Source organism: Candidatus Manganitrophus noduliformans (genome assembly GCF_012184425.1).
Taxonomy (GTDB): domain Bacteria; phylum Nitrospirota; class Nitrospiria; order SBBL01; family Manganitrophaceae; genus Manganitrophus; species Manganitrophus noduliformans.
Map to the genome: position 1 here is coordinate 271,164 of NZ_VTOW01000004.1, position 25,514 is coordinate 296,677.

Genomic DNA, 25,514 nt, shown 5'->3' on the forward strand with positions numbered 1-25,514 from the left:
GAGCGAATCGGCGCCTGAAAACGCCGATTCGCTCCGGCTGAAAACTTACTTTCCAAGCAGGCTGTAGTCCATGGTCCAGAGCATCCAGGCGAAGAGGATCAGTGAGCCAAAGAGGGTCAGAGAAGCGCCATACCGGTGCATTCCCTCATAGACTAGATCGAGTCCGGGGGCGACAATCGATTGGGACCATTGATCGGCCATCCACTGTCTCCATCCACCCACCTTCTCACTTCCTCTTCCGCCGACATTGCGGACGCTCCCGAGGCCCGGGGAGGACTTGCCTGCAGGAGCAGGGAAGGTCTTCATCGGCCACATTGCACGCTCACCTCCTTTCGGTTTGAGAGAAGCGCAGTCACCGCGCCGCATCAGGTCCGCAGAAACATTATTTCGTTTCGATTTTAATTTCCTTCGGCATCGCCTCGCTCGATTTCGGCAGCTCCACCGTGAGGATCCCATTTTTAAAGGTGGCCCGGATCTGATCCTGATTAACCGCCGAGGGGAGGGGGATCTCTCGGGAGAAGCTTCCGTAGCAGCGCTCGTTATAGTAATAATTCCGCTCCTCTTTCTCCTCTTCCTGCTTGACTTCCCCCCGGAGCTGAAGCGTATGATCGGCGAGCGAGATGTGAATGTTGTCCTTGTCAAAACCGGGGACTTCGGCCTTCACCACGTAACGGTCCTTCTCCTCATACATGTCGATCGAAGGCAACGCGACGCCTCCGAAAGGGGAGCGATCCCACCCGGTTAAATCTCGAAAGTCTCTGAAGAAATTCTCAAAGATATTCTCCATCTCACGACGGGAATTCAATGCTCCCGGCACGCGGGAGCGCCGTCGCGGCAACAATTGTCCGAAAGCCATCGCACACCTCCTTGTTAAAATGGACACAGTTAAATTATTTATCCTTCGATCACGATTTGCCTCGGTTTCGCCTCCGCTTTCTTCGGCAAGGTGATCGAGAGGACCCCGTTCTCACAATGGGCCTTCACTTCCTTGGTATTTACATAGGCCGGCAGCAGGACCGTTCGCAAGAAGGGGCCGCCGGCACGTTCGGCGGAGAAGAATTTGGTATTTCCGCCGTAGCTCAGTTTCCGCTCTCCCCCGAACCAGAGCAGGTCCCCTTTGACCTTTATCGCGATCGACTTGGGATCGACGCCGGGCAAATCAGCGACGATATTGAGATGATCCTCATCTTCATAGACATCGACCGCGGGGCTCCAGGTAGAGACCAAATCGGCCTGTCCCTCTTGAAAGAGGGGATCGGTTAATTCTGCTAAATCGACAAGTGGTTTTACGCTAAGAGACGTCATGGCAAATCACCTCCTCATTTTAGGCCGGTGCGGCGCTTCTGCGGCGGATTGCGACACCGGGCGGTAAGGATTTCCACTTTACTGAGCCATGAGGGGGAGAGAGGTTTAGAGGATAGACGAAGCTTCCGGACGATCCGCGCCGGGCACCTGACGCCCCTGTTTTGCCGGGCTGTTTAGAGAAATCCCGGCAGATGATGCGCGAGAGGGATTGGAGCCGGAGAGCGACCAAAAATTTAAGATCTTCCTCTGGTAGGGAGTATCCTCCCACCCCTCATGCCTCCGATATAAATCTCCACGAAAAGATGTCAAGGGGAGAGCCATGCGCCGCTGTTCCCCCCTTGACTCGATTTGTGCGGCGATTATATCTCCGCTCAGAAACACCCAGACCGGACAGCGGTCCTGTGCCGCTTGGATTGTTCCGGTTGAGCATGAAAGGCAGTGGGGTGTTTCGGATAAAAGTTCAACGTTCCATCTAAAGGAGGTGTTGTCTATGAAGTGGCTCAAACCAATTTCAATCTGTCTATTCTTGCTTGCGATTGTTTTGGCGCCCCTCTCGGCGCAGGGAGGGGATCTCTTCAACGGCGGACCTCACTTAAAGCCTGAAAGCCAGGCGATCCATCGAACGATCATCGGAGAGGTCCAAAAGATCAACAGAGGGTTGGTCTACGTGAAGACTCAGGAAGGGACCACCCGGAGCTTCCCGATCGAGGAAGCGAAAAAGGAGGGAATTCCCTGGATTCAGAAGGGAGACCTTTTGACGTTGGAAATCGATGAAGGAAATCTGATTATCGACATCCACAAACAGGAGGCGGTTGCGAAAACGATCGAATCGGCCGGGAGAATGGCGGCCGGCCATCAACATCAAATCTTAAGAGGCGCGCTTGATTCCTTTGATCCGCTCGGGAAGAAAGTGTCCCTCCGGCTTGACAGAGGCGAGACCCGGGCGTTCGAGGTGAAGGTCCCGGTGCTGACGAAATTAAACGGTGTACAGCCAGGGACCCGCGTCGCCCTGGAGGTGGATGAAGAAGGGCGGGTCATGGATGCACATCGAGGTTGATCGTCTCCCGCCGGGCGAAGGTCCGGCGGGACGCTCTCTCTGCGTGCGTCTTACTTACGCCAGAGCAGCCGATTCTTTTTGTGCAAATCGACGAATAGCGCCACTTTAGACCTTAAGGTGTCGGAATCAAAGGGTTTGAAGAGATAATCGACCGCCCCCGACAAGTCGGCTTTGAACATCGCCTCTTCCGGGTCCATTGCGGTGACAAAGAGAATCGGAATGTCTTTTGACTGATCTCGTTGTTTGAGGCGCTTCGCCGTCTCGAATCCATCCATCTCCGGCATCATCACATCGAGAAGGATGACGGCAAAATCCTCCTTGAGTATATATTTTAATGCCTCCATCCCGGAGGCGGCTTTCACCAAATGATACTCAGGGGACTCCAGAATCGCTTCCAATAACATAAGATTGTTGGGTTTGTCATCCACCAACAAGATATTTATTTTTTCTTCGAAGCTCATTTTAGCCTTGTTATATGAGAGAGGACCGAAGTTGGCTATCCCTAAAATCGTAGCATAACTCGGAATCCAAAGAACAGAAGGAGAATGTGTATTAATTATAATAGTCTAAATGCTAATTCCAATATCCGTTGATTCCATTGATGATGAAGAACAGCCGCTGAAGTCCGTCCAGTGAAACCGGATTCCCATTCTACGCCGACCTACACCGCCTCCGCCTTATCACCCGTTTGTATTAACCCGCAAGGTGCATGGACTCTGCCTCGGCTGAAACGTTATCCTAATACCAGGAAAGGGAAGTCCGTCACTGTCTCCTCCCAATCCGGAGGAGGGTATCCTTTCCATCTCCGGCAAAATGAAGAAAACCGAAATCTTAACGCCTTTAGGAACCACGGTTTGAAAATTCTGAATGGGTCAGAACGAGGAGGATGGGTATGTCGTCTAAAAACAAAAGTCACGCGAAACAGAAATCGGCCGATCTTTCCCGAGGCGAGTCTTACGCCGCGGGGATGAAGGTCAACAATATCGAACAGATTGCAGCGGTCGTCGGCGGCGGCGCACTCCTCCTTTATTACCTTCGGAAGGTGTCGTTGGCGGATGCTCTGATGGTCGGCGCGGCGGGGACCTTGTTTTATCGGGGGATGATGAATCGCCCGCTGAACATCGACGCCGCCATCCCGACCGCGCGTTTTAGCGAAGGGATCCAGACGCTGGCCGACCGGGCCAAGGGGTGGGCGCAAGGGTGGGCCGAGGAGTTCAAGGGTAGAATTGAGCAGTTCAGAAGCAAAGACGGACCGATCCGGGTGGAAAAAAGGATCGTCATCGCCAAATCGCCCGGGGAGATCTATTCATTCTGGCGCAATTTTGAAAATCTTCCCCTCATCATGAGCCACCTGGAATCGGTCACCCAGACTCGCGGAAAACGCTCGCACTGGATCGCAAAAGGCCCCGCCGGGGTTCCGATCGAGTGGGATGCGGAGATCACCGAGGACAAAAAGAATGAAACGATCTCCTGGCGCGCGCTGGCCGACGCGGATGTGCCGAACGAAGGGACGGTCTCTTTCGAAAAAGCGGGAGACGGGCAGACCGAACTGCGTGTTTCAATGCGATATGATCCTCCAGGCGGAGAGATCGGCGCGGCGGTCGCGGAATTCTTCGGCGAAGATCCGGCCTGGAAGATCGAAGACGATCTGAACAACTTTAAAGAGGCGGTGGAGGGAGGCGAGATCATGCTGGGCACCGACAAGTCGTATAAGTCTCGCGAGGATGGGAATTAACCTCGTATTGCCTCTTCGCAATGCTTCATCTCGTCTTCAACTGAAAGGGGTAGCCGTTTTCGGCCACCCCTTTTATTTTTGTCGTATGGAGGATATAAAACGAGTATTTCCGTGAAGAGTAGGCATAAGTTAGTTGCACTTCAACACATCCGATTGAAGATTCCCCGCCGCAAGCAGCGGGGAATCTTCGACCCGAATGGAGACGAATCTATTTGTATGGTTCGCTGCGCGAACGATGTGGGCGGAGGCTTCGCCTTATTGTAATCGGCACATTCGCGCGTCTAACCCATCCCCCAAGGGGCGGGGAATGTGCCGATATCCATCAAGCGCGAAGCGCTTCTGCTCACATCGTGAGCGAAGTGAACCATGCGACGCGCGTGCGTGTTCAATGAGCGAAATTTAGCTCGCCTCCGCGGCAATCCGAGCTCGAAGTTTTTCATCGGGGAGCCGGCCGGCGCCGGCTTTCATGTTGTCGCGGAGATGGGTTACTTTGGAAGTGGCGGGGATCGCGCAGGTGATCGCGGGGTGAGAGATCACGAATTTCAATAGAAGCTGCGCCCAACTGCCGCAGTCGATTTCGGCGGCCCACGGCGGGAGCGGCCGGCTTCGCAGTTGGCGGAAAATTTCGCCGCCGACAAACGGCCGGTTGGCGATCACCGCCACCCCCCGCTCCAGCGCCATCGGGAGGAGCCGCCGCTCGGCTTCACGCTCGCCGGCGGAGTAGTTGATCTGGATGAAGTCGATCGGCTGAGACGCCATGATCCGCGCCACGTCGTCGTGACGGCTCGCGGTGTAATGGGTCACGCCGGTGTAGCGGACGTGTCCTTCGTTTTTCCACTTCTTCAGCGTTTCGAGGTGGGTCTGCACATCGATCAGGTTGTGAATCTGCATCAGATCGATCGGGTCGGCCCGCAGCAGCCGCATCGACTCTTTCATCTGCGCGACGCCCGCCTCCTTCCCCGAGGTCCAGACTTTGGTGGCGATGAAGAGCCGCGGCCGCAGGCCCCGCTTGTCGACCAGGTCGCCGAGGACCGCTTCGGCATTCCCGTACATCGGCGAAGAATCGACCAGCGTCCCCCCTAATTCGACGAACGCGCGGAGAACCTCCTCCAGCGGCGCCCGCTCCGCGGGGGAGTCGCCGACGTCGAATGTCTGCCAGGTCCCGAGGCCGATCACCGGGAGGCTCTCGTCGGAAGAGGGGATGCGGCGGGTCAGGAGAGGGGGCTCGCGCGGCGGCTCCGCCCCGCCGGCCGCGAAGGCGGTCACGCCGATTCCGATCATCCGGAGCAGGTCGCGTCTTGTGAATCGGATCATCTGTCTCTCTGAAGTCCGGAGCGGGTTTTTGGGACGGCATTATTTAACATGAGATTGTATGTCGGTCAACCGGACTTATCCGCCGCCACTTGGGCATGGTTGATCGCGGCGACCAGCGCCACCCCGCCGATGGTGTTCCCGAGAAGGGCGGGGAGAATATACCCGCCGAGCACCTCTCCCCAAGAGGCGAGGCCGGTGATCGCCAGGTGGAACATTTCGATCGAACCGGCGATGATATGGCTGAATCCGCCCAGTCCGACCAGATAGGTGATCAGAAAAATAACATGAAATCGGGCCGCCTCGGCGAAAGGGAGAAGCCAGACCATCAGGGCGATCAACCATCCGCCGAAGATTCCGCGCACCAGCACGCTCCGGAAACCGGGGGCGATCGCCTCCCGGCCGATCTCCGAGAAGGCGGTTCGGACTTCCGGTTGAAAGGCCCTGGTCTCTCCGGCTGCCCAGGCGATCAGGAGGGCTCCGGTCAAGTTCGTCAAAAGAACAATTCCCCAAAGCCGCATAACGTTTTTGAAGGTGGCGGCGTCGCGCCGTTGAAGGAGGGGGAGGACGACGGTGAGCGTGTTCTCGGTAAAAAGCTGCTGGCGTCCTAAGACGACAATCAGAAACCCGACCGGATAACCGAGCTTGGCCAACAGCGGCCGCCACTCCGCGTCGGGGAGGTGGGCGCGAAGCAGACCCTCCATCACCAGTGAGAAGCCCATCGAGAGCCCCGCCGCGAGACCCGACCAGGCAAGCGCAGGAGAGGAGCGCTGCAGTTCCTCCTCTCCTTCCGCCTGGATCGCTTTGTGGACGACGGCGGCGCGGAGGGCCATCCGTCGTTCCGTTTCCCTCGCTTCCGACCGTGTCAGCTGGAGGGGATCTTTTCGTCGGCGACTCTCCTCTTTTTTCTTCTCAGGAATGGAAGGCATTCCGTTCTCTTTTTTGCATTACACCGCTCCCACGATCCCTCCCGCCACGGCCGCCGCGCCGGAAACCACGGCGGTGATGAAGGTCCACCATGCCGCGGCCGCGACGACCTTCCGGGTCTCTTCGGCTTGTTTCAGCGCCTCTTCTTTCAGCCGGTTCATCCGGCGCTCCACCTCGGCCTTCATCTCTTCCGCTTTGCCGACCACCTTGTCGCGCGTCGATTCGATCTGGTTGAGAATGTGTTCGACATCTTCCTCCGAAAGATCGGTGCGGGAGGCGAGGGTCGATTTAAGGGTCTCCCGGTCGATCGATTTAAGGCGATCGGCCAATGCCTCCGCGCCCCCTTTCGGGTCTCGGAAGAGAAGCATGAAGTCGTCGCGCAATCCGCCGTACTTTTGGTCGGGGCGATTTGCGGAGTCGAGATAGTCCCGCACCCGGGCGACGGCGCTCTCCTGGAGGGCGCTCAGACTTTCCTGGACCCCGCCCCCCCTTTGGCGAAACTCCCGAATGATCTGCTCGGCCCGATCGGCGGTCCGCTCCGCCTCCTCGTGGGACATATCCTGCCGCTGTTCTAGAAGCGAGACGACCGTCGATTTGTTGAAGGCCTCGTTGGCCCGGCTCTGAAGGAGGGCCGCCCCTTTCCTGGGGTCATGGACGAGCGTTTCGATTTCCCGCTTGATGCTGTCGGGATTGAGCGCTTCTTTGCCGGTGGTGCGCAAGTATTCCTCCCACTCCCGGCGGGTTCGCTCCGCCTCTTCTTTGGAGTAGCCGGCGGCCACGCGCAGTCCGGCATCGACCACCTTCTCGGCGACCGGTTTTTTCGATTTTGCCTCCTCCTGCACTGTGGCGACGGCCCCTTTGGCCCGGTCCATCTTCTCCCGTCTCCGCTCGGGGGAGCCGTATTTCGTTTCGAACGACGCAATCAGTTTATCCCGGTCCAATCGGTCGTCGTGAACGGTCATCGCCCGGATTTCGGTTTCGCTGAAGAGCTGCTCCAACTCCTCGCGGATCTGCCGGGGGTCGATCGGCTTGGGCTTGAGCTCCTGAATGAACTGCTGCATCCGGTTTCGGACATCCTCCGACGCCATCTCACCGAAGATTTCGTCCCGCACCGCGGCGGTCACCTGCGCGGCGGTGTCGGCCGCCTGTTTTTCGGGGGAGGTCCCGAAGAGGGAGGAGGCCGCCTCCCCTATGGAGCGAAGACCGGAGGTGGCGGTATTGATCATCGAGCCGACCAGCGAGGTGGCCGCCCCGAGCTGAAGATAGGTCATCGCCAGATAGAACAGCCCCCAGACGGTCAGGCCCAAAATCGCGCCGATCAAGGCGCTCGGCGTCAAGCTGATCTCGACCGCCAGCCAGCTGGCAAAAAAGAGGGCGATACTCGCCGTGACCAGTGTCCAGAGGCCGTACCCTGTCGTGATCTTGCGAACGGTCGCCATGGAGCCTTGATCGCCTTTGTTTTTCTTCTCATCCGGGGAGGTGTCGGTCTCTCTCTTGTCGACCGGTCCGACGGCGCTGACGCCGGCCGCCACCGAAAGGTGGGTGAGCGCGAGCTGAAACGCCACCGCAAGGGCGATTCCGACCAGAAGCGCGGCGAAAAAATGGGGACCGGAGAAGAGGATCGCCGCTCCTCCCGGCGTAACGACCGCCGCCTCTTGCGCATGGGCCAGGTGGGGCAAAATCAACAATCCAATCGTCGCAAACAACTTTCTCATAAAGATCTCTCCTTTTCAAACGTGTTTCGGTGAGTCATAATCGTGATGAGACGAAGTCCTCCGACCGAGGGTTCCCGAAATGGGCGGCCGGGAAAAGGGCCTTCTCCATCGTCCTCAGCGTCAAAATCCCTGCTTGGTTCGAGCCGAATGACTTCCCATTTCTATGGTAGGAACCTTTCAGGAATGAGTCAATCAGACGGAAGGAGGAGTCTTCGGCCCTCCAATGGAGTAGGCGAAACGAGATGCATTGCTGACATAAGTCTAAGCCTTGTATGGAGCTTGAAAAGCGATGTTGAAGACGAAATCGATCCATTCCCCCCTCGATCCGGAAGGAGACGGCTTGCGCATCCTGGTGGCCCGCTTTCGAGGTCGCGGGATAAAGAAAGATCGCTACGACGTCTGGATGGCGAACCTGGGACCGAGCGAGCCGCTGCTGAGAGGTTTTCTGGACGGAGAGATCGATTGGAAAACCTATACGCGCCGCTATAAGGTGGAGATGTTTCAGAGCGGCGGGGCCGATCGGCGGAACAGGGTCATCCGAAACCACGGGCAGAAGTTTACATTGAGGCTGATCAAGAAATTGGCGGAGAGCCGGCCGGTGACATTGCTCTGTCATTGCGCGGAAGAAGAAAAAGAGTGCCATCGCCATCTGCTCAAAGAGATCATTTTGAGCAGGAAGGTTTGACGTCATTCCTCCTCTGGAAAAGTCCTCTCACAGGTGAATACGCATCACGGCGGTAGGGGCGTATTGCACCTGATTGAAGTTGGTTGTAGACTGGACCGCTTATTCTGTCGTGAGAATGAAGATGGGAAAGACAAACCGATGATCGATCGTGTATGGCGTTTCTTGGCGAAATTCTTTCTGCTCTCCCCCGGTCCGACCGGTCCGGTCGCGGCCTCTCCGTCCCGGCCCGCGCTGTCCGCCGGCGTCTGGGCGACCCTCGGGGAAGCGGTCCGCGGGAGCCGGCAGGACTTTACCGCGGTGCCGATCCGGCGGGCGGTTGTCCTCCTTGCGGTTCCGATGGTGCTCGAGATGTCGATGGAGTCGCTCTTCGCGATCGTCGACATCTTCTGGGTCTCCAAGCTCGGCGCGGAAGCGGTGGCGACGATCGGTCTGACCGAAGCGATGCTCTCCGTCGTCTACGCGGTGGCGATGGGGCTGTCGGCGGGGGCGACGGCGACGGTGGCGCGCCGGATCGGCGAGAAGGATCGGGAAGGGGCCGCCCTCGCCGCCGTCCAGGCGATCTGCGCCGGCGTGGTGATTTCGGCCGCAATTGGAGCGACCGGCATTTGGTCTGCGCCGCAGCTCCTCTCCGCGATGGGGGCCTCCCCCGCCGTGGTGAGCCAGGGGGCGGGCTACACCGCGGTGATGCTCGGAGGGAGTGTCACCGTCGTCCTTCTCTTTCTGGTGAACGCGATCTTCCGCGGGGCAGGCGACGCCGCGGCGGCGATGCGGTCGCTCTGGCTGGCGAACATCATCAATATCGTCCTCGATCCCTTCTTCATCTTCGGGTGGGGGCCGTTTCCGGAGATGGGGGTCGCGGGGGCGGCGGTCGCCACGACGATCGGCCGTGGAATCGGTGTTCTCTACCAGCTGGCGAACCTGGCCCGCTCCGGGACGGCGTTGTCGATCGGAAGACGGCACCTCCGTTTCGACGTTTCGGTGACGGTTCGATTGCTGCGCATCTCGGCCTTCGGCATCTTGCAGACCCTGGTCGAGAGCGCAAGCTGGCTCGGCCTGGTGCGGATCTTGTCCGGCTTCGGAAGCGCGGCGTTGGCAGGCTACACGATTGCCATCCGTGTCGCCATTTTCGCGCTCCTTCCTTCGTTCGGTTTCGCCAACGCGGCGGCCACCCTGGTGGGGCAGAACCTGGGGGCGGGACGGCCGGAGCGCGCCGAACGGTCGGTCTGGATCGCCGCCTTCTACAACTTCGTCTTCTTGGGATCGGTGAGCGTCGTTTTTGTCCTTTTGCCGGGACCGATCGTTCATTTCTTCACTGTCGATCCAGCGGTCGTTCCGTTCGCCGTCGACTGCCTCCGGATCGTGGCGCTCGGGTTTCTCTTTTACGCCTACGGTTTTGTCTTTGCTCAAGCGTTCAACGGCGCAGGCGACACGACCACGCCGACGCTCCTTAACTTTTTCTGCTTTTGGCTGTTCAAGATCCCGGCGGCTTACCTGCTGGCGATGACGGCGGGGATGGGCCCGCGCGGCGTCTTTATCGCCGTGACCGCCGCCTATTCCACCCTGGCGGTGGCGGGAGGGTTTCTCTTTCGCAGGGGGGGATGGAAGGGCCGGAGAGTGTGAAATTCTCCGGCGGCTGAAGACGGACGAGGCCGGCCGCGGCAGGTTAGGTGGTATTGTATTTTTTCGAGGATGAGGAATTCTTGATAGTCTAAAGAGGGAAAGTACGGCGCGGGGCGAACTTCAACCCTGAGTCTTTTGCCTGACGATCGCCGGGCGGAAGGGAGCGGAGACCCCCTTCCCGCCCATTGAATATCAAAGAAGCGTCAGACGCTGGGACCGAACAGAATGAGCAAGCTGGGCGTCCTTGTTACTTCGGCGCTTCCGCGGGGGCGGCGGCCGGAACGCTCCAAGCGGAGCCTGGAATAAAGGTGGTGACGTTAAACTGGACGTAGGCAAAGAATCCCAGGACGCTGAATAAGAGGATGATTGCCCCATATTTGTGCATGATATCAAAAAGGGCGTCAATCCCTGGGGCGACGATCGTTTTCGAGCCTGTCTCTGTAGCCATTTTCTTCTCCCTTGTTGCTGACGAGTGATCTGACCATTCCGACGGAACCACCGGAAGCGCCGTCGTATTTGTTCTGAACGTCGTTCATGAGGGTAGATATATACCCCATGAATACAACCCCCATGAGAGTCTTTTGGAGGCGCTCAGCGGTCAGATTGCCGAGCGGAACCGAATATAACATACTCGCCCCGGCCTGCTCAAGAAAAAATTTTTACAGAAAAAACAGGCCGCATTTCTATCCTTATGAGGCTCCGGTCAGGTTCCGGGAATGAAAAGGCCCTGCCTTCGAAGAAAGCAGGGCCTTAGAATCATTGCGGGATCGCTTAAAGCAGATTGAACGCCATTTGGGGGGCCTTTTCGGTCGACTTTCTAAATCCGAGAAGAATATCCCGCCGGGCGACAACGCCGACGAGCACCCCTTCCTCATCGACGACCGGCACCCGGATGAAATGTTTCGCCTGGAGGATCGCCATGATGTCCGCCGCCGGGGTTTCCTCGGTCACTGTGACCGGATCGATTGTCATGATCTCCTTGGCCGTGAGTGTTTTAAGGTCTCTGCCGGCCATGATCGCATTTAATAAATCGTACTCGCTGACGATGCCGACGAGCACTTTCCCCGACGCGACGATCGGCAAACTTCCAAACCCGCCCCGCGTCATCGCGTCGATTAAAAGGACCGCGGATGCGTTCTCGACGAAGCAATGGACATCGGATTCCATGAAATGGCTCGCGGTCATCTTGTTAAAGTTTTCTCCGCCGAGCATATATTCGACACGTCTCATTTATTTCTCCTTACAGATCATCCATCATTGGTAAATACAACCGATAAATAACTTCCGAATGAAAGACCGCTGCACCACTCAAACCGGTTCTTACCCTTTAAGTTAAGAACCTTGAGGACGACGCGGTCAATCATTTAGGTTAGCAAACTATTTTCGATGCGGTATGGGGAATCGACCCAATTTTTAGAAAAAGAAATCCCAAGAGAGAAGGTTGACAGAAGGGAAGCTTGCGATAAACTTCTGGAACAGGTTGTCGAGGATCTGCCGAGAGCGGTCGAGTAAATAACTTCATCGGGTGGAGTGCATGTCACAGCGTACAAAAAACTTGAGCGGGGTTAATAAAGAAGGTCTGACAAGGATTTTCCTGATCGGGGCCGGGAAGGGCGGGCGGGCGGTCTTAAGCCGCCTGCTGCGATTTAACTGGGTGCAAATCGTCGGGGTCTCCGATATCGACCCAAAGGCGTCCGGCATCCTCCTTGCCCAAGAAGCGGCGCTTCCCGTTTTCATCGGAGATCCCGTTCAGTACATGCAAGGGATCGACGTCGATCTGGTTTTCGATTTGACCGGGAATCAACAGATGCACACGCGGCTGATCAATATCCCCACCCGCTCCTTTGATGTGGTGACGGGACAGGTCTCCTTTCTTATTTGGAGCGTCATTCATGAATTGGAGGAGCAGGAGATCCAATTACGGGCGCATCTGGCGGAGCATCGGGTTCTCTTGGAAATCAACCAGATGCTTTCCCGGTCGGAAACCTCCCAGCAGATCTTCGAAGCGATCGTGATGGGGGGGATCCGGATGACCGGAATGCCGGCCGGCTCCCTCTCGATTTTTGACAAAGACAAACAGCAATTGTTCCTCGTTGCGGCCAAAGGTTTTTCGTCCGATTTTTTTAGACAGGCGATCTATTCCGTCCGGGCCGGGGGACTGACGGAGCATATTCTCTCGCGCAATGAACCGGTCGTGATCCCGAATATTTCCGAATTCCCCTCTTTCAACAACCCGATCCTCCTTAAAGAGGGGGTCCGCTCCCTGATCGCCGTTCCGCTTCTCTCCGAGAAGGGACCGGTCGGCATCCTCTACAATGATGACTTTAAGCCCCGGACCTTCACCCCCTCCATGCTCGAAGCCCTCCGGCTGCTGGCGACGCTGGCCGTCATTGCGATTCAAAAACAGCAGGCGTTCGAGGAGATCAAAAGTCTCTCCATCCGCGATCCTCTCACCGGTCTTTACAACCGCCGTTACCTGAATGAAATTCTGGTCTCCGAAATGGACCGGGCGTTCCGCCTGCGCCGGCCTCTCTCCCTCCTTTTGATGGATATCGACCACTTCAAGTCGGTCAACGACCGCTACGGACATCTTGTGGGGGATCAAGTGATCAATGGGCTTGCGAGGCTCTTGGGCGTCATCGTCCGGCCTTACGACACCGTGGCCCGGTATGGAGGAGAGGAGTTTCTCATCTTGATGTCCGATACGGCTGAAGCGGAAGCCCTCGCCGCGGCGGAGCGGCTGCGGGAGGCGACTGCCGCCGAGAGATTCCTTCCGGAGGATACTGCCGTGACGTGCAGCTTCGGAATCAGCACAATGAAAGGGAACGAGGAGACGCTTCCCACCCCCGAGGGATTTATTCATCGCGCCGACAAAGCGCTCTACGAAGCGAAGCGGGCCGGCCGCAACCGGGTCCATTTTTTCCGGACCGATTCCGCTTCCTCCGCAAGCGAAAGCGAAAAGAGACGCTGAGAGAATTCCGAACGATCGTCTGACGGCTCCGAATACAATCTGCACAAAAAGCAAGGAGCGGGCCACCTCGCCCGCTCCTTCTCAATGACCGACAACGAATTCCGACCTTACTTCACCCGAAAGCCGGTGATCTTGACGACATCGTCCGTTCCATAGCCGTCGACCTGAGGCATGTTTGTGTCGTCGCTATGTTGAATCGAGAGATAGGCCGTCTTTCCGTCCGCGCTGAAGATAAAGCCGCTCGGCTCCGCCGAAGTATCTTTAACGGAGAGCATCTTCACGCAGCCGTCGGTTTTGATGTCCCGGTCGGCGCCGTCGGGTAAGCAGGCGAAGATATCGCCGTTGTCGTGATCCTCGATCACATAGAGGTTGCCGGTGACCGGCTGGAAATCGAGGTTGTCGAACGAGTTGAAATCGGGATCTCCCTCGACAAAACGATTGGCGATGACAATGGACGAAGGTAAATTCGGATCGGCATCGACTGCACAGACGACCTCGCCGTAGTTTGAGAAAGCTTCATTGTTGGTGTTGGCCCAACAGAAGCGAACCGCTTGGGGGTTGGCGGGATCGGTGAAGATCGGGTCCTGATGGAGATCCTCCGGCCGATAGTAGCCGGTGGCGCCGTTCGCATCGGCATCGGTTCTTGCCGTCGCCGCATTCACCGAGATCCAACGGCCCCGGCCGACCTCCGCTCCTTGGCCGAACTGATTGTTTGAAGCCAGAATTTGCATGGCCCGCACACTCCCTGAGACGAGCGGCGAGTCGCCCAGGTTGCCGATCGGACCCGATGAGGTGTGGAGGGTGGTCGGGATAAATTTGAAAATGGCGCCGCCGTCGCTGTCGGCGACGCCGGTGCCGGGCCGAAGCTCATCCCCTCCGATGACGACCCCGCTTGGGAGGACGATTAAACCTTCCCAGGCCATGGTCGGCAGCGCGGTCCGCTTGGCGATGTTGCCCGGATCACTCACCGAACCGGTGGCCCGATCGAGGACCGTCTGCTCCGTGGTGGTCAGCGGGTTGAGGATTTCGTACGCGCCTCCGTCGGTCGTCTCTTCCGTGGCGAGGATCGTTCCCCAGGGGGTGGTGCGGATCCCGTCGCAGCGGCTCATCCCGCGCAAGATGGTTTCGACTGTGCCGGTGCCGAGATGAATCCGCTGGACGGCCGGATTAAACTTTCCGTTGCTCAAAAGCGCTCTCCCCCCCTCGACGCAGGTGATCAAGTGGGTCGGATTGCTCTCCGGGTAAAAGGCCATCATATCGGTCAGGTTGGCGGCGTTTCGGGTCAAATATTCGACTTCCAAACCTTTCGCAAGCAATACCTGATCGGAGGCCGACTGGATCGACGTCCGGTAGGGACCGGTCGTTTCCGGGGCCGACTCTTCCAGCGGTTTCTTGAAACCGAACAGCTCTTTCGATTGGTCCTCCAGCATCCGTTCGACCCGGAGACCGAAATCTCTCTGCCGATGATCGTCGTCCGCATTTGCGATGCCGAGGCTGAGCGCGCAGAATGTCAGCGCCGGCAACACCAGCGCGGCCATCCATCTTTTATTCAAGATGAGCATATGATTTCCCCCTTTTTTTGTGTCATGGTGAGTGGTTGGTTTTGTAATTCCAAAATTGCTATAAACTCTTTCCAAAAGTGGTACGATCGGTTTTCAGTTTTCTCGGGTTGTTTCGGTCTCACTCTAGCCCGGCTTTGTTACGGCCCGATCAAGGAGGTGTAAATGAGATGTAAATCTTGGAAGAAAGGGGGGCTCGACAGAGAATCAAGCGTGAGAAGGGACTAAACGGCCGTTCGTCTGCACAGTCGCGGAAGAGAGACCGGATCACATTCTGATCCGGCTTCGTCCGCATTTTCTTCGTCTTTCAACTACAGGATTGAATTGACATCCCTTTTTTCTATGCTATTCATCCTGTGTTATGGAGGCCAAAGCACGGAACATATCCTTTCGCGCAATGAACCGGTCGTGATCCCGAATATTTCCGAATTCCCCTCTTTCCGCAACCGCGTCCATTTTTTCCGGACCGATTCCGCTTCCTCCGCAAGCGAAAGCGAAAAAACGCGCTGAAGCGGATCTTCTCCGAAAAACCGGAAAAGGGTGAAGCGGGCCATTTTCTCCGCTCCATTCCTTCTCCTTGCCGACGGATACGCCCTTCGGTCTGAAGGTGAAAAGGGAGGAAGCTGCTTGTCGGCTCCCTCCCTTTCACTTTTATGTCATCCTTTCTCTTGGCGGTTGCCTCTCTCCGGATCAGGAGCCGATAATGCCGCCGTCCTTGCGGGTGATCACGATCGTCGCGTCGCGCGGCACGGTCTCGCCGTCCGGGACGGGATTGTTCACCGGAAAGTTGGTGACGTTCGGGTTCCCATTGCCGGGATGTTGAATGTTGACGAACATCGTGCGCCGGTCCGGCGTCATGGCGATGCCGGTGACCTCGTCGCCGGCGACCCCTTCGAACAGACGGCGGATTTCGCCGGTGCGCGTGTCGGCCACTACCATCTGGTTGTTCAGCCCGTTCGGCTGACCGCCGTCGGTCTGGATGAACAACCGGCCGTCGGGATCGGCCATCACACCGTCCGGATCGGTGAAGACATGCTCGGTGCCGCGGGTGTCCTTGGCCAATAGGAAGATGTCCCACTCGAACGTCAGGCCGACGTGTTTGTCGCCGTCGGTGATCTTGATGATGTGGCCGTCGGGGTTCGGCGCCACCGGATTGGGGGCGTTGGGGGTGGCGCGGGAGGAGTTGTTGGTGAGGGTGCAGAAGATGTCGCCGTTGGGCCCCACCGTGATCCATTCGGGCCGGTCCATCGGCGTGGCGCCGAGGACGTCGCCGGCCATTCGGACGAAGGTCAGCACCTCGCCCTGATCGGCAAACTGCGCCGCCAGCGCCGGATTGTCGATGGTCAGCTCCAGCCACTCGCCGGTGCCGTCTTCGTTGAAGCGGGCGACGTAGAGCTTGCCGTGATCGAGCGGGCTCTTGCCGAGCGCGCGCATCGATTTCCAGTTGCCGTCGGAGACAAACTTGTAGATGTAGTCGAACGCCTCGTCGTCCCCCATGTAGACGACCGCCCGGCCGCCACGGCCTTCGACCGTCGTCGCGCCTTCATGTTTCATCCGTCCGAGCGCGGTGCGTTTGACCGGCTTTTGGGTGGCGTCCATCGGATCGATTTCAACGACCCAGCCGAAGCGGTTTTCTTCGTTCGTGTAATCGGGGTCCGACAGATCGAAGCGCCGGTCGAACAGATGCCAGCCGTAGTCGAATCCGTTGGCGCTGAAGCCGTAGCGTTGCTGCGCCGGCGTCGGCACCCAAGCGTTGGCGGCGCCGAAGTAGCCGTTGAAGTTCTCCTCGCAGGTGAGATAGGTTCCCCAAAAGGTGACGCCGTTGGCGCAGTTGTTCGCCGTCCCCAACGGAATATTCCCATTGGGGGTCTGCAACAGCGGATGGCCGGCCGCCGGACCGCTGAAGGCCATCGGCGTGTTAATGTGAATCCGGCGCGCGTTCTTGCTTTTCACTGTTTGCCAGGCGCCGTTTTTTTTCTTGATCTTGACGATTGCGACGCCGTGGGCGTGTTGGGACACCCGAACGTCTTCCAGGCTCTCCGGCATCGGCTTGCCGAAGACGTGGATATTGATGCCGAACTCGAGGTTGATGGCGAGCATGCCGAGCCGGTTGCCTCTCCCCGGTCTTCCTTGGGAAAGCGGGAAAAAGCGGTCGCGATCTTCGTCTTCCTCGACGTCGCAATCTTTGTCGTCCCGATCGATCGGAAAATAGGTCATGCCGTCATGACCGATTCCGATCTGTTGTTCCTGGTCGGCCGAGGTCGGGGGCCACTTGAATTCGGGTCCGCCCGGCACGATCGGGTCGCCCCAGGGGATCAGCACCTGGAATTGGTATTCCGGCGAAATACGCGGCCAGATGCCGCCCCCCCCCGCGACCGGAACGGGGGTGAAGCCGAGGAGGGGGCCGCCCCCGCCGCCGCCCGGCTTTCCACCCAGGCCAAAGGACTGGGCAGCGCCGACGCCGCCGAAGAAGGCGGTTGCGGCCAGCGCCAAGCCGCCGGTCAATACGCTTCGGCGCGAGATTCGCGCCTTCAAGATCTCTTCAAAAGGACGATGACCCGAGCGATTGCTGACCCCTTCGTCGCAATTTTTTGTTGTTGGAACGGAAGGTTTTCCCCCCTTATGTCCGCTCATTAGACGTTCCTCCTTATTTCATTTGCGTTGATGTTTGTGATGGATCGGGCTTTTTCTGGATGTAGCGAGCGCGCCATCCTAATGGCTTTTTGTTTTCAGATCGCTCAAGGTTTTGTTAAGTATTCGTAAATTTAGCGGAGAGAGATCGCGTCATTATTGAGGATGGGGATGTATACGGCCGGAGACGACTGTTTTTGGGCCGTCTATCGGAGGATGGCGAGAGAATAACCGGCGGGCGCACCTGGCGTGATTTCAGGTCTGCACTGCCTTCCGGACAAATTTGGGAGTAAAAAAGGCTGTTGTTAAATTCCAAGTTTTTTTGAAGCCGGGAAGCCGCTATGCGGATTTTCTTGAGGGCGGGGTGGAGACAGGGATAGACTTTTCGGAGATAAAAAGATAAAAACGAAGCAAGAACAGAAATATGAAAAAAACAAATACGAGCGGATCTCCCTCGGAGGGCTGGTTCAGTTCGGAAGGGTCCATGCTTGCAGGCAATAGACTCAACATGAAATTCTCCTTAATTGACGATCATGAACAGAGTATTCACATTGGCCGGCTGAGGTGGCGGGGTTTCGCTGTGCTGAAGATCAAAATGAAGATAGAGAATCGATGCCTTTAAAAATGCAAATGCCATTCCGAGATATTGCTCGGCTGCTGTTTTCGGAATACTCCAAGGGGTGGTATGTTTTGAAGGTTTTCAGGATCGGTACATCGAGAAGGGATGCAATCCCGTGCAAAACGCGAAAAACATTTCACGAAAATGAAGCGGCGCGTCGTCCGCCATTCGAAAGAGCCATGAAAAATGAGATTTGGATCACATTCCGGGATGTTTTCAGGAGGGATGAACGATTGTTCCGTCGCCTGTTTATCCCGCTGACCTCGGCGAATGATTTAATTGACATCCCTTTTTTCTATGCTATTCTCGCCCTAAGGAGGACAAAGCATGGAAGAGAAGGTTCCGCGCGTTCTCGTCATTGAAGACAGCCCTTTTGAGCTCGACCAAATCAAGGCCGCATTGGAAGCGGTCGGCTATCAGGTTCTCTTTGCCAATACCGGCATTCAGGGGCTGAAGCTGGCCCGAGAGGTCCTCCCGGATCTCATTCTCCTCGATATGGTTCTTCCCGACATGAACGGGCGCGAAACCTGCCGCCACCTCCGGGGGCAAGAGGAACTCCGGGGCATTCCGATTATCATCGTCACGGTCAAGGGAAAAACGGAGGACAAGGTGTTGGGTCTGGGAGAGGGAGCGACCGATTATGTGACGAAGCCGTTCGATCCGATGGAGTTGCAGGCGCGGGTCGCCGCCGCCCTTCGAATGAAACGCCTTCAGGATGAGCTGATCGAGAAAAACAAAGAGCTGGCCGGAAAGAACCAGGAATATCAAGTCCTGCTCAAGCAGGTCCAGACCCTGGCGATTACCGATCCGGTCACCGGCCTCTTCAACCGGCGTTACGTTCAGGAGGTGCTCAACCAGGAGTTCTCCCGCGCGCAGCGGTACTGTACCCCCTTCTCTTGTTTGTTGATTGATGTTGATGAGTTCAAACAGGTCAACGACAAATTCGGCCATGAAGCGGGAGACAAGGTGCTGGAAGAGTTGGGGAAGATCATTCAAATGGAGATCAGAAAGGTTGATCTGGCGGCCCGGTATGGGGGGGATGAGCTCGCCGTTCTATTGCCTGAATCGCTCCGGGACGATGCCGCCCAGGTCGCCCAGCGGATCTTGGAACGGGTCGGCGGCACGACGTTTCCGATTCTCGGAAAGAAACACCGGGTCACCGTCAGCATCGGGGTGGCCGGCTTTCCCGATCCGGAGCTGCGCGATGCGCGCCAGGCGATCCTGGCCGCCGACTTTGCCCTCTACCGGGCGAAGCGCGCGGGAGGAAATCGAGTGGAGACGATGACCGTCGCCGAGATGGAGTCGGCGTAGACGCCTTCCCGGAGCGGGATTACCCTTTTCCTTCGAGGCGGTACGGCAGGAAGAGGGTGAAGGTCGATCCCTCTCCTGCCCTGCTCTCGACCCGAATCTCCCCTTGAAGCAGTCCGGCCAATTCCTTGACGATCGCCAGTCCCAATCCCACCCCCCCGAACTCGCGTGTGCTGGCGCCGTCGACCTGATGGAAGGTGTCAAAGATCTTCGGCAATTCTTCTTCTGGAATACCAATCCCTGTATCCTGAATCCAAATCGCGATGCCCCCTCTTTCCGGATGGTCTTCCGTTCCGATGGTGATTTTTCCTTGTTGAGTGAACTTCACGGCGTTGGCAAGAAGATTCGTCAAGATCTGCCCGACCCGTATCCCGTCCGATTCGATATTCGGGGTTGGATCGGCGAGGCGCCATTGGAGAACGAGTCGTTTCTCCTCCAGAAGCGGTTGAATGCCGGAGGCGGTCTCTCGGAGCAATAGAATGATGTCGAGAGACGACGGTTCGATCGCCAACTTTCCCGCCTCGATCCGGGTCAGATCCAACAGGTCGTCCACCAATAAGAGGAGACCCTCCGCATTTCGGGTCACCCCTTCCATTGCAGGCCGGAGGGCCGGATCGAAAGGTCCATATGTTCCGTCGAGAGTCAAAGAGGTATAACCGATAATGGCATGAAGCGGGGTCCGGAGCTCGTGAGAGACGTTGGAGAGAAATTGCGTCTTCAGGCGGCTCGCCTCTTCAGCCTGAGCGGTTTTCTGTTGCAGCGCCCGCTTGTGAAGGACGATTTCGTTGGCCAACATCACCAGATCTTGGTGTTGGGCGGCAACTTCTTGTTGGAGGAGCTCTCGCGTTTGTTTTATCGCGATGAGATTCCCGACGCGGGTCCGAAGCGCTTCGACGGGAAAAGGCTTAATTAAATATTCCTGCGCCCCTTGCCGCAACATCCGGACGCTCAATTCATCGTCGGCTTTGGCGGTCAGAACAATGATCGGGACCATATCCATCTCCGAGTGAGCGCGTATTTCACGGATCATTCGGTCACCGCTCATCTCCGGCATCATGATGTCACTGAGAATGAGGTCGGGCTTGTGGGCCAGCGCTTTTTCCAGCCCTTCCTGTCCGTTCAAGGCATTTACGACCCGATAATGCGGGGTCAATGACTCCGTGATAAAGCGATTCACCGCCGGATTGTCTTCAACGACGAGAACCAGGGGGAGGGTTGTCTCGACCCCTTCGTTCGCCGTAGCGGATGGGGGTTGAGCCGATTGCATGTCCTGTGCGGGGCGTTTTCGTTGGGTTTCCAGATCGATGAATGGTTGTGACAGCGGGAAGGGAATCTCAGCGGCCGGTCCACTCGTTGATCTCTTTTCCTCTCCAGGCGAGGCGACAAGGGGAAGGGTGATATCGAATTGCGCGCCTCCAATGGGGGCATCGCCGACCGTAATCCTGCCGCCGTGCAGCGCGACAAACTCGTTGGCAATGGAGAGTCCTAAACCGGTGCCGCCGAACCGGCGTGTGGCGCTTTCATCTCCCTGCCGGAACGGCTCAAAGATCACCTGACGCAGTTCGGGACGCACACCGGGGCCGCTGTCCTGGACGGAGAGGCGGGCGTCTCCTTCTTCGATGCGAAGAAGGCAGCGTACCTTTCCTCCGGTCGGGGTGAATTTAAAAGCATTGGAAAGAAGGTTTAAGAGGACGCGCTGAATCTTTTCCGGGTCGATCCGGGCGGGAGCCGATTCGGCGGTTTCAACGGTATAGGCGATCTGTCGCTCCGTCGCGAATAATTCGAAGTGAGCCGCGGTGAAGCGGACCAGTTGCGCCAGGTCGGTTTCGATCGCGTTGGCCGTCATTTTCCCGGCCTCGATCTTCGAGAGATCGAGGAGGTCGTTGACATGTTTGAGCAGCAGCCGGGCGTTGCAGTCGATCGTTTCCAGATTCTGCCGCTCGTTTGTTGTCAATCGATCGGATTCGAGAAGCCGTTGGGCCGGTCCGAGGACGAGCGTGAGGGGGGTTCGCAATTTGTGGCTGATGTTGGCGAAGAATTGCGTTTTCAATCGGTCCTGCTCTTTGAGCTGGGTATAAAGCTCGGCCAGCTCCGCGTGGGTGCTCTCCAATTTGATCCGGCGTTCTTCGGAGATCTTTGCCGATTGAACAAGCGCGAGGGTTTTGGGAATCAGGAGGGGAAGGATGACGGCGGTTGCAACCGAAGCGATCGCCGTCATCAATTTAATATTTCCGGCAAACCAATAGACCGGCGTCCAGAGAGTGGTCCAGACCTCCATGAAATGGGTGGCGCCGCAGGTGATGATAAAAAGTCCGAATGCCAGAAGGACCCAGTGAAAGGGGATGTCTCGTCGCGCCCGATAGACAAGATAGGTCAAGGTGGCTGAAATGGCGACATAAGCCAATCCGATGAGTGAATCAGAAAAGACATGAAGCAGAACGAGACCCGGTTTTTCAAGGTAGCAGTAAAGGTGGGGTAAAAAGCCCTCTGAAGCGAATAAGTTCTTGAACCATCCCGGCCAGAGGAACAGCAACGGGAGCGTTACAATGAATGCCGGGAGCCCATACCATAACAAGGGGAATCTCATTGCTTTGATCATTCCACCTCCTCTAGATGGTCTGAGATGAGTTCTTCGCCGGAAAATTCTCTTGTGGAATAATCTTCTCCTATATTGACCCATTGTCAATCCAACTTTTTGCGTATTTTTCTAAGAACAAGTTCAATGCCGCTTTTTAAGAGACAGGGACTTTGATTGTGGAATGGAGGGGTCGGAGACACGTTTTATCCCCCCTTAAACTCAAGGGACACGCTTAGGTTGGGTGGATAGTTCTCGATTGACAGGTCAACTCTTTTTGTCTATGATACGACCACTATGGCGGAAGAAATTGAGAAACGGCTCGATTGTCTCGAATCGGAAGTCCTTCGGTTGCAGCACCAGCTTCAAACCCTTCAATCGGAAGTAAAACTCTTTTTAAAGCGCTACCTTGCTGCCTGTCCTTCCTGTAAAAAGGAATTCGACCTGCTCGTCAACCATTACAGTATCGGCCTCTTCGATAACCTCGTCTATGTCAAATGCCCCCACTGCAATAAATCGATGCCGGTGGTCGATAAAGAAGGGGGCGGCGTCGGGGTGGTTTCAGAATAAAAGCCATTCCGTCGCTCGGGTGATTTCCTCCGAATTTTCGCCAGTGTAAGTGGGATCCGTTGTTCTTTCCGCGCTTACTGTCAATAGAAAAAAAGTTGTTTTTAAAAAAAGAGGGTGCTATAATGCAGCCACTTTTGATAGGATGCCTGAATATTCGGCATGATCCGCTTCGATCTTCATCAAAGATAACCGGGGCTTGCAATCAAGGGGGGAGGCTTCTCATATGTATCGGTCGATCTATATCCCTGTCGATAACTCAGACTATTCCAACACGGCCATCGATATCGGGGTAATGTTGGCGAAGCAATTTGGGGCGAAGGTCATCGGAAGCCACGCCTATGCCGCCAAGCTCCACGATAAACGATTCAAACAGATGGAGGCGGGCCTTCCCGAGGAATACCATGACGAGAACGAACTGGAGCGGCAGCGAAAGATCCACGACTCCCTGATTACCCGCGGACTGGAAATCATCACCGATTCCTACCTTGATATCGTCGACGAAAAATGCAAAGAGGGAAACATCCCGATGGAGCGGGTCTCGCTCGAAGGAAAGAACTACAAGGTCCTGGTCGATGACATCGTGAAGAACGGCTACGACCTGGTGATCCTCGGCGCCCTCGGCGTCGGCGCCGTCCGGGAGAGCATGATCGGGAGCGTGACCGAGCGAACGATCCGCCGGGTCCGCAAGTCGGATGTTTTCGTCGTCAAAGAGACGAAGCCGCCCGAGCCGGGAAAAATGGGAAAGATCGTCGTGGCGGTCGATGGAAGCCACTTCTCTTTCGCCGGCTTCAAAACGGCCCTTGATCTCGCCAAAGCCTATCAGCTTCAGATCGACGTCGTCTCGGCCTTCGATCCCTATTATCACTATGCCGTTTTTAACTCGATCTCCGGCGTTCTCTCCGAAGAGGCGGGAAAAGTCTTCCGGTTCAAAGAACAGGAAAAACTCCACGAAGAGGTGATCGACTCCGGTCTCGCGAAGATCTATCAGTCCCATCTTGAAATCTGTCTGAAGATCGCCGAGGCGGAGGGGGTGACGGTCAAAACCTCGCTCCTCGACGGCAAGCCGTTCGAGAAGGTCCTTCAGTATGTGAAGAAAGAGAAGCCGTGGCTTTTGGTGGTCGGCCGGATCGGTGTCCACTCCGATGAAGATATGGATGTCGGGAGCAACTCGGAGAACCTGATCCGGATGGCCCCCTGCAACGTCCTCGTCTCGAACCAGAAATATATTCCGCCGATCGATGCCATCGCCGAGTATACCGTCGCCTGGACCGAAGAGGCTTCCAAGCGGATGGAGAAGGTTCCCATCTTTGCCCGCGGGGTCGCCAAGACCGCCGTCTATCGGTATGCGATCGAGAAAGGCTTCACGATCATCAGCAACTCGGTCGTCGATGCGGCGATGGGGGATATCCTGCCGAAGTCGGCGATCGAAGCGATGAAGAATTTGGGCCGGGTCCTTGATGAGAAGGGGATCGACCGGAACAAGATGACGGCGGCCGAAGGGGTTTCCCAAACCCTCGAAGGGAACGGTCTTGCCGGGATGATGACCCAAATCGTCGGCGACCGCGACGCCGAGCGCGCCGCGAGCTACGACGAGAAGGCGAAGATGGACTTCTACATCTGCGGCGGCTGCGGCTACACCGCCAAGGGGGAGAAGCCGGTCCGATGCCCGATCTGCAGCGCCGAAGGGAGCGCTTTCCAGTTCCTCGATAAATCGATCTTCGAAGCGGCGGCCAAAGCCGAGGGGGGATTGGTCCAAGAGGTCGGCTATGACGGCGTTCCGCTCAACTGGACGGAAGATGCCAAGAACATCATCCGCAAGGTTCCGGCCGGTTTCGAGCGCCGCCGCGCAAAGGCGAAGGCGGAAAAGATGGCCCGGAAGATGGGCTTCCAGACGATCACAAAAGAATTTGCTGTTCGTATGATCGAAGGGAATCAAGATGAGGACCAGGCAATCGAGATGAGCGCCAAGGCGATCGCCGAGGCGGTTCTCCCGCAGGGTGCGCTAAAAGTTGAAGAAAAGGCCCCCGAAGTAAAGGCGCCGCAGTTCACCTGGACGGCCGAGGCGCAGGAGCGGTTGGCGCGGGTTCCGGTCGGCTTCATGCGCGACGGCACCCGGCAACACATTGAAAATTACGCCTTCAGCCAGGCGATCTCCGAGATCACGCTCGAAGTGGCGGAGGCGGGAATTAAAAAGGCGACCGAGGAGATGGAGTCGGTCCTCTCCGGCGCGACCAGCCTCGAAGAGATCAAAAAACGGATTGCGACCATGACGAAAGGAGAACCGGCCGCGGAAGAGAACTTCCACTTCTGCGGAATGTGCGGCCATGTGGTCCGGCAGGTTCCGTCGCAGTGCCCCGTCTGCGAGGCCAAGGCATCCCGATTCATCTTTATGAAAAAAGAGCTTGATTACTTCGTCTGTACCCTTTGCAGCCAGGTTGCCTCCCCGCAGATTCCCGACCATTGTACCCTCTGCGGGGCCCCGGGGGAATACTACAAAAAACTGGAGCGCAAAGAGAGCGGCCTCGACAAGGTGCTTGCCCCCATCACCTGGACCGATGCGGCGAATACGAAGCTTCTGGAGATTCCGGAAGGACTGATCCGCGAGATGACCCGCTGGCGGATCGAGGTGGATGCCCGTAAGAAAGGAATTCGCGAGATCAGCCCCGCAACGATCGATGCAAAATACAGCGAATGGGCGCAACTTTCCCGGAAGGTGGAGCGACACCATACCTGGGAGGCCGAAGCGGAGAACCGAATCGCCCGCATCCCCTCCTTCGTCCGTGGAACGGTCATTAAGGAGATCGAATCGTACGCGAATGAGAAGGGAATCGGCCGGATCACCATCGAGATTCTCGATCAAGTCACCGAGCGATGGGCGGAGGCGATGCGGTCTCAGGGTTTTTAGTTTTATCTGGAGGGGCATCGG

Annotated in this window: 21 protein-coding genes; 9 read left to right on the forward strand and 12 right to left on the reverse strand. The window is 57.0% G+C overall.

The genetic code is table 11. The features are described from left to right. Positions 1-45 precede the first annotated feature (45 nt). The 3 genes from MNODULE_RS19620 to MNODULE_RS19630 all read right to left on the reverse strand — a co-directional run bounded on the left by MNODULE_RS19620 (position 46) and on the right by MNODULE_RS19630 (position 1,305). The gene (locus MNODULE_RS19620) at positions 46-315 is read right to left on the reverse strand and encodes a hypothetical protein (protein ID WP_168062864.1); all 270 of its coding nucleotides are present in this window, start codon (positions 313-315) and stop codon (positions 46-48) included. 67 nt (positions 316-382) lie between these two features. After that, entirely contained in the window at positions 383-856 is a 474-nt protein-coding gene (locus tag MNODULE_RS19625) for an Hsp20/alpha crystallin family protein (RefSeq protein ID WP_168062865.1), read from the reverse strand. Positions 857-894: 38 nt separating this feature from the next. Next, the gene (locus MNODULE_RS19630) at positions 895-1,305 is read right to left on the reverse strand and encodes an Hsp20/alpha crystallin family protein (RefSeq protein WP_168062866.1); all 411 of its coding nucleotides are present in this window, start codon (positions 1,303-1,305) and stop codon (positions 895-897) included. A gap of 490 nt (positions 1,306-1,795) precedes the next feature. Here MNODULE_RS19630 and MNODULE_RS19635 point away from each other — a divergent pair, with 490 nt between their 5' ends. Continuing rightward, entirely contained in the window at positions 1,796-2,362 is a 567-nt protein-coding gene (locus MNODULE_RS19635) for a hypothetical protein (RefSeq protein WP_168062867.1), read from the forward strand. Between the two features lie 50 nt (positions 2,363-2,412). Here the strand turns inward: MNODULE_RS19635 and MNODULE_RS19640 are convergent, their stop codons facing one another. Further along, a complete protein-coding gene (locus MNODULE_RS19640) occupies positions 2,413-2,823 on the reverse strand; it encodes a response regulator (RefSeq protein ID WP_168062868.1) in 411 nt (136 codons plus the stop codon). A gap of 431 nt (positions 2,824-3,254) precedes the next feature. On the opposite strand from MNODULE_RS19640, the gene MNODULE_RS19645 reads away from it, so the two are divergent. Beyond that, positions 3,255-4,097: an SRPBCC family protein gene (locus MNODULE_RS19645; RefSeq protein WP_202882282.1), complete on the forward strand. Its 843-nt coding sequence runs from the start codon at positions 3,255-3,257 to the stop codon at positions 4,095-4,097. Between the two features lie 399 nt (positions 4,098-4,496). Here the strand turns inward: MNODULE_RS19645 and MNODULE_RS19650 are convergent, their stop codons facing one another. The 3 genes from MNODULE_RS19650 to MNODULE_RS19660 all read right to left on the reverse strand — a co-directional run bounded on the left by MNODULE_RS19650 (position 4,497) and on the right by MNODULE_RS19660 (position 8,050). Further along, positions 4,497-5,411 (reverse strand): aldo/keto reductase, encoded by a 915-nt coding sequence (locus tag MNODULE_RS19650; protein ID WP_168062869.1) that lies wholly within the window; start codon positions 5,409-5,411, stop codon positions 4,497-4,499. 65 nt (positions 5,412-5,476) lie between these two features. Then, entirely contained in the window at positions 5,477-6,337 is an 861-nt protein-coding gene (locus tag MNODULE_RS19655; RefSeq protein WP_168062870.1) for a formate/nitrite transporter family protein, read from the reverse strand. Positions 6,338-6,355: 18 nt separating this feature from the next. Beyond that, positions 6,356-8,050: a hypothetical protein gene (locus tag MNODULE_RS19660; protein WP_168062871.1), complete on the reverse strand. Its 1,695-nt coding sequence runs from the start codon at positions 8,048-8,050 to the stop codon at positions 6,356-6,358. A gap of 289 nt (positions 8,051-8,339) precedes the next feature. Here MNODULE_RS19660 and MNODULE_RS19665 point away from each other — a divergent pair, with 289 nt between their 5' ends. Both MNODULE_RS19665 and MNODULE_RS19670 read left to right on the forward strand, forming a co-directional pair. Further along, a complete protein-coding gene (locus MNODULE_RS19665) occupies positions 8,340-8,735 on the forward strand; it encodes a DUF488 domain-containing protein (protein WP_168062872.1) in 396 nt (131 codons plus the stop codon). A 138-nt stretch (positions 8,736-8,873) separates the two neighbouring features. Continuing rightward, positions 8,874-10,355 (forward strand): MATE family efflux transporter, encoded by a 1,482-nt coding sequence (locus tag MNODULE_RS19670; RefSeq protein WP_168062873.1) that lies wholly within the window; start codon positions 8,874-8,876, stop codon positions 10,353-10,355. Between the two features lie 247 nt (positions 10,356-10,602). Here MNODULE_RS19670 and MNODULE_RS19675 read toward each other — a convergent pair whose 3' ends face one another. Further along, positions 10,603-10,803, reverse strand: coding sequence for a hypothetical protein (locus tag MNODULE_RS19675; protein ID WP_168062874.1), 201 nt, complete (start codon positions 10,801-10,803; stop codon positions 10,603-10,605). A 323-nt stretch (positions 10,804-11,126) separates the two neighbouring features. After that, entirely contained in the window at positions 11,127-11,585 is a 459-nt protein-coding gene (locus MNODULE_RS19680; RefSeq protein WP_168062875.1) for a CBS domain-containing protein, read from the reverse strand. 304 nt (positions 11,586-11,889) lie between these two features. On the opposite strand from MNODULE_RS19680, the gene MNODULE_RS19685 reads away from it, so the two are divergent. Continuing rightward, positions 11,890-13,326: a GGDEF domain-containing protein gene (locus tag MNODULE_RS19685; protein WP_168062876.1), complete on the forward strand. Its 1,437-nt coding sequence runs from the start codon at positions 11,890-11,892 to the stop codon at positions 13,324-13,326. 107 nt (positions 13,327-13,433) lie between these two features. Here the strand turns inward: MNODULE_RS19685 and MNODULE_RS19690 are convergent, their stop codons facing one another. Together MNODULE_RS19690 and MNODULE_RS19695 are read right to left on the reverse strand one after the other, a co-directional pair. Next, positions 13,434-14,888, reverse strand: a complete 1,455-nt coding sequence (locus MNODULE_RS19690) for an alkaline phosphatase PhoX (protein WP_168062877.1) — start codon at positions 14,886-14,888, stop codon at positions 13,434-13,436. 687 nt (positions 14,889-15,575) lie between these two features. Continuing rightward, positions 15,576-17,519: a PhoX family protein gene (locus MNODULE_RS19695; RefSeq protein ID WP_168062878.1), complete on the reverse strand. Its 1,944-nt coding sequence runs from the start codon at positions 17,517-17,519 to the stop codon at positions 15,576-15,578. Positions 17,520-18,128: 609 nt separating this feature from the next. Between MNODULE_RS19695 and MNODULE_RS19700 the strand changes: the two genes are divergently transcribed. Together MNODULE_RS19700 and MNODULE_RS19705 are read left to right on the forward strand one after the other, a co-directional pair. Then, complete coding sequence (locus tag MNODULE_RS19700; protein ID WP_168062879.1) at positions 18,129-18,497, forward strand: hypothetical protein; 369 nt, start codon at positions 18,129-18,131, stop codon at positions 18,495-18,497. Continuing rightward, positions 18,463-19,446, forward strand: a complete 984-nt coding sequence (locus tag MNODULE_RS19705; RefSeq protein WP_168062880.1) for a diguanylate cyclase — start codon at positions 18,463-18,465, stop codon at positions 19,444-19,446. Before MNODULE_RS19700 ends, MNODULE_RS19705 begins: the two co-directional genes overlap by 35 nt. A 19-nt stretch (positions 19,447-19,465) precedes the next feature. Here MNODULE_RS19705 and MNODULE_RS19710 read toward each other — a convergent pair whose 3' ends face one another. Then, entirely contained in the window at positions 19,466-22,042 is a 2,577-nt protein-coding gene (locus MNODULE_RS19710; protein ID WP_168062881.1) for an ATP-binding protein, read from the reverse strand. A gap of 273 nt (positions 22,043-22,315) precedes the next feature. Between MNODULE_RS19710 and MNODULE_RS19715 the strand changes: the two genes are divergently transcribed. Together MNODULE_RS19715 and MNODULE_RS19720 are read left to right on the forward strand one after the other, a co-directional pair. Further along, positions 22,316-22,588, forward strand: a complete 273-nt coding sequence (locus MNODULE_RS19715) for a hypothetical protein (protein ID WP_168062882.1) — start codon at positions 22,316-22,318, stop codon at positions 22,586-22,588. Between the two features lie 223 nt (positions 22,589-22,811). Then, positions 22,812-25,493 carry a universal stress protein gene (locus tag MNODULE_RS19720; protein WP_168062883.1) on the forward strand — a complete coding sequence of 894 codons (2,682 nt, stop codon included), beginning with the start codon at positions 22,812-22,814 and terminating at the stop codon, positions 25,491-25,493. The last annotated feature ends 21 nt before the right edge of the window (positions 25,494-25,514 follow it).

Coding starts and splice junctions, on each gene's coding strand:
- MNODULE_RS19695 (WP_168062878.1), bottom strand. CDS start 17,519: ATGAGCGGACATAAGGGGGGAAAACCTTCCGTTCCAACAACAAAAAAT.
- MNODULE_RS19650 (WP_168062869.1), bottom strand. CDS start 5,411: ATGATCCGATTCACAAGACGCGACCTGCTCCGGATGATCGGAATCGGC.
- MNODULE_RS19715 (WP_168062882.1), top strand. CDS start 22,316: ATGGCGGAAGAAATTGAGAAACGGCTCGATTGTCTCGAATCGGAAGTC.
- MNODULE_RS19685 (WP_168062876.1), top strand. CDS start 11,890: ATGTCACAGCGTACAAAAAACTTGAGCGGGGTTAATAAAGAAGGTCTG.
- MNODULE_RS19705 (WP_168062880.1), top strand. CDS start 18,463: ATGGAAGAGAAGGTTCCGCGCGTTCTCGTCATTGAAGACAGCCCTTTT.
- MNODULE_RS19700 (WP_168062879.1), top strand. CDS start 18,129: ATGCCTTTAAAAATGCAAATGCCATTCCGAGATATTGCTCGGCTGCTG.
- MNODULE_RS19645 (WP_202882282.1), top strand. CDS start 3,255: ATGTCGTCTAAAAACAAAAGTCACGCGAAACAGAAATCGGCCGATCTT.
- MNODULE_RS19625 (WP_168062865.1), bottom strand. CDS start 856: ATGGCTTTCGGACAATTGTTGCCGCGACGGCGCTCCCGCGTGCCGGGA.
- MNODULE_RS19665 (WP_168062872.1), top strand. CDS start 8,340: ATGTTGAAGACGAAATCGATCCATTCCCCCCTCGATCCGGAAGGAGAC.
- MNODULE_RS19640 (WP_168062868.1), bottom strand. CDS start 2,823: ATGAGCTTCGAAGAAAAAATAAATATCTTGTTGGTGGATGACAAACCC.
- MNODULE_RS19675 (WP_168062874.1), bottom strand. CDS start 10,803: ATGGCTACAGAGACAGGCTCGAAAACGATCGTCGCCCCAGGGATTGAC.
- MNODULE_RS19630 (WP_168062866.1), bottom strand. CDS start 1,305: ATGACGTCTCTTAGCGTAAAACCACTTGTCGATTTAGCAGAATTAACC.
- MNODULE_RS19655 (WP_168062870.1), bottom strand. CDS start 6,337: ATGCCTTCCATTCCTGAGAAGAAAAAAGAGGAGAGTCGCCGACGAAAA.
- MNODULE_RS19620 (WP_168062864.1), bottom strand. CDS start 315: ATGTGGCCGATGAAGACCTTCCCTGCTCCTGCAGGCAAGTCCTCCCCG.
- MNODULE_RS19710 (WP_168062881.1), bottom strand. CDS start 22,042: ATGATCAAAGCAATGAGATTCCCCTTGTTATGGTATGGGCTCCCGGCA.
- MNODULE_RS19680 (WP_168062875.1), bottom strand. CDS start 11,585: ATGAGACGTGTCGAATATATGCTCGGCGGAGAAAACTTTAACAAGATG.
- MNODULE_RS19690 (WP_168062877.1), bottom strand. CDS start 14,888: ATGCTCATCTTGAATAAAAGATGGATGGCCGCGCTGGTGTTGCCGGCG.
- MNODULE_RS19660 (WP_168062871.1), bottom strand. CDS start 8,050: ATGAGAAAGTTGTTTGCGACGATTGGATTGTTGATTTTGCCCCACCTG.
- MNODULE_RS19670 (WP_168062873.1), top strand. CDS start 8,874: ATGATCGATCGTGTATGGCGTTTCTTGGCGAAATTCTTTCTGCTCTCC.
- MNODULE_RS19720 (WP_168062883.1), top strand. CDS start 22,812: ATGTATCGGTCGATCTATATCCCTGTCGATAACTCAGACTATTCCAAC.
- MNODULE_RS19635 (WP_168062867.1), top strand. CDS start 1,796: ATGAAGTGGCTCAAACCAATTTCAATCTGTCTATTCTTGCTTGCGATT.